Source organism: Anaerovibrio sp., assembly GCF_024697385.1.
Lineage (GTDB): Bacteria > Bacillota > Negativicutes > Selenomonadales > Selenomonadaceae > Anaerovibrio.
In genome coordinates this window covers 1-2,980 of the sequence record NZ_JAILFV010000049.1, presented here as the reverse complement: position 1 = coordinate 2,980, position 2,980 = coordinate 1, and the positions used below count along the sequence as shown (strand labels likewise).

The window sequence follows — 2,980 nt, the reverse complement described above, 5'->3', positions numbered from 1 at the left end:
GAGCTTTAAGATGTCCCCTTCCTCTTTAGGTGGGGGAAAACAAACTACAACAGCTGGCGAGCATATCTCCCAGCTCGTTGAAACGCTAATTGGAAGATTTTTCTTCTAAAGAAGAAAAATTTGAACAATGGCGTTATAATGTACTTAGCTAGTGGAATAACAATTAAATCGGTGGGCAGGAAGAATATTTGAAAGGCGGTATTTGAATAATGAATTCAAAATTAAGAGTTAGCTTATCCGGTAAACTGAATAAAATGAACAGAGTTATTCTGACGCCTGTAATGTTGGGAGCAATCCTTTGGGGATTACAAAGTGTGAGCCAGGCAGCATTAGATAACAGGAGTCAAATGGAGGGAGTACAATAGGGGATAGAAATAATGTGAATACATTATCTAAAGAAGATGGTGGCTGTAAACCACATGCATGTTCCCCTGGTATTTGTCCCAAGGATTAACTGAAAAATCATAACAGATGAAAATCATGTGGTAAATGGTGTATAATTATGGGGAAATGGTTTAAGCTGAAAATATTTTGTGATTTTTTTCAAAAGTGATTTGGCTTCTGACTGTTCACTAAGCAAATGTATTATGAAAAGAGGTAGAATGAACATGAGTACTATTGCCCTTATTGCCCATGATAAGAAAAAGGAAGAAATGTTGGAATTTGTGGAGCAGCACATGGATCTGCTTCAGACCTGTCATTTGATTGCTACCAACACAACAGGTACCAAAATCAAGGAGAAATTCGGCCTTGACGTTGAGACAATGATGTCCGGTCCTCTGGGGGGAGACCAGCAGATCGGTGCCAAGGTTGCAATGGGCGAAGTGGATTATGTCATATTCCTTCGGGATCCATTGACTTCCCAGCCACATGAGCCGGATATCAATGCTCTCCTGAGATTATGTGATGTTCATAATGTTCCGTTGGCTACCAATAAAAAAAGTGGTCATATCATGTTAAAATTCGTATCTGTTGCCAATACCATTCAGAGTTAATAACTGAAACTTTAAATAAAAATGGCTGCCTGTGCTATCAGACAGCCATTTTTATATGGAATTTTATGTAGGAAAGATGAGAAATTCAAACCTATTGCAGCAAGCCGATGACATTGCTGCTGTTCTGATTGGCCTGGGCCAGCATGGACTGGGCAGCAGACATCAATACATTGGAACGGGTATACTCAGTAAAGGTCCTTGCCATATCTGCATCTCTGATAACACTTTCAGAGGAGGTTACATTTTCATGGGAAGTAGTAATATTGGCAGCGGTAAATTCCAGACGGCTGCATACAGCACCTATCATGGTTTGCTGCTTCAAGGCTTTTCCGATAGCCCTGTCAATAACAGTAATGGCAGAGGTGGCTTTTTGCTGGGTTGCTACACTGACTGTGGTACCGTCTGATTTTTTCAGTCCCAGGGTTTCACAGCGCATGTCCGCCAGACCGACCCGAATGGATTGGGCAGCCTTGGTGCCGATCTGAAATGACATGTTTTTTTCCGGTTCAGAGTCAGCAGCTTCCTTGGCCATGTAACGCATTATCATGTAGCCAGCAGCATAGGCATCATCACCGGCAGCACTTGATGAATCTTCCAGTATGTTCCTCAGGGCATCTGTATCCTGGGCCAATGTCTGTATTTTCTGCTTGCGGTAATCATCAATACCATGTACCAGCTCTGCAGTACCTTCCTTGATATACTTTGGCAGAGTAGAAAAATTCTTGATATTTGCTGACATAATTGCATGGGTCATTTCATGGGCCAGGGTACGGTCAAGATAAAGCTGATTGGTTTCACCAACCACTGCGCCATTTTCATTTGTCAGATCAAGATTATTATAGTAATTCATATTTATGGTTAATTTCAATCCGTTGGTGATACCTGTGCTTGGATTAAAGGTTGAGGTCACATAGGCCAAGGTACCGTCACTGGCATTGGAAAACTCAACATCCATGGATTTTACAGAGGTGCCATTTTCCCAAAAATTCAGGGCAAAGGATTCATCTACCAATTCCATGCAGTTTGTCAGCCATTGTCCATCCAGAGCAGCAGTGATGGCCTTTTTCATCTCATCACTACCATTGTCAGGCCAGTTTACCGTAAGACCACGAATCATAGAACTGCCCTTTGGATTTCCACCGAAAAAAGGACCGTCCTCCGGAACGATTGATTCTGCAGTTTTTGCCCTTTCGCCACCGGCATCAAGACCGGTGATGGAGCCGGTATCATCATTGTTCAGATTAATGCCACATACTTCCAGCAGGTCACCGCTTTTCATATCATTTATAAAGCTGTTTATCAGTGTGTCCTCATCCTTGAACATTCCACAGGAAGCATATTTGATGGCACCATCCAATGCCTCCTGGGCAGTGGAGAATTTATTCCCGTCAAGATAGCTCATGAAGGATACTACAGCATCCTTTTGATCAGCTACAATATTTCCACCTAAAGTTCCATTTAACAGATATTTCCCGTTGAAGGTGACCAAGGCGTTGTCATCAATCTGTGACATGAGCTGGTCCAGCTCCTTTTGAATAATACTGCGGTCTGTATCTGTATTGGTATCATTGGCTGCGTCAATGGCCTTGGCCTTAAAGGTTTTTAAGGCATCTACAGTGGACGCAACAGCTCCTTCGGCGACCTTCATGAGGCTGGATCCGTTCTGGGTGTTGGCAAGGTCAGCTGAAAGGCTTCTGATTTGTACCCGCATCCGCTCGCTGATGGCATAGGAAGATGCATCATCAGCAGCACTGTTGATTTTCATCCCCGAAGAAAGGCGCTGTAATTGCTTTGTCAGGGAAGAGCTGTTTTTATTCAGATTATTTAAAGTCTGCAAAGCAGATTTGTTATTTTTGATCACCATGGACATTTTTTATCTTTCCTTCCGTAGTTCGTGTATTTTCCAATGTTGTTCATGATAAAAACTATATGAATAAATTCTGTAATAATTTATATGTTTAGAAACTTTAACTATAGTATCGTAA

The 2,980-nt window shown here is 42.0% G+C and carries 2 protein-coding genes and 1 pseudogene; 1 reads left to right on the top strand and 2 read right to left on the bottom strand.

What is annotated here, in order from left to right:
- Window positions 1–608: 608 nt before the first annotated feature.
- Complete coding sequence (locus K6C05_RS02335) at window positions 609–995, top strand: methylglyoxal synthase (RefSeq protein ID WP_296730815.1); 387 nt, start codon at window positions 609–611, stop codon at window positions 993–995.
- Between the two features lie 91 nt (window positions 996–1,086).
- On the opposite strand, the gene K6C05_RS02330 is transcribed toward K6C05_RS02335, so the two are convergent.
- Together K6C05_RS02330 and K6C05_RS02325 are read right to left on the bottom strand one after the other, a co-directional pair.
- On the bottom strand, window positions 1,087–1,431 hold the full coding sequence (locus K6C05_RS02330) for a flagellin (RefSeq protein WP_296730814.1): 345 nt from the start codon (window positions 1,429–1,431) through the stop codon (window positions 1,087–1,089).
- Window positions 1,432–2,445: 1,014 nt separating this feature from the next.
- A pseudogene (locus K6C05_RS02325) lies at window positions 2,446–2,865 on the bottom strand (flagellin); the annotation flags it as partial.
- Between the last annotated feature and the right edge of the window lie 115 nt (window positions 2,866–2,980).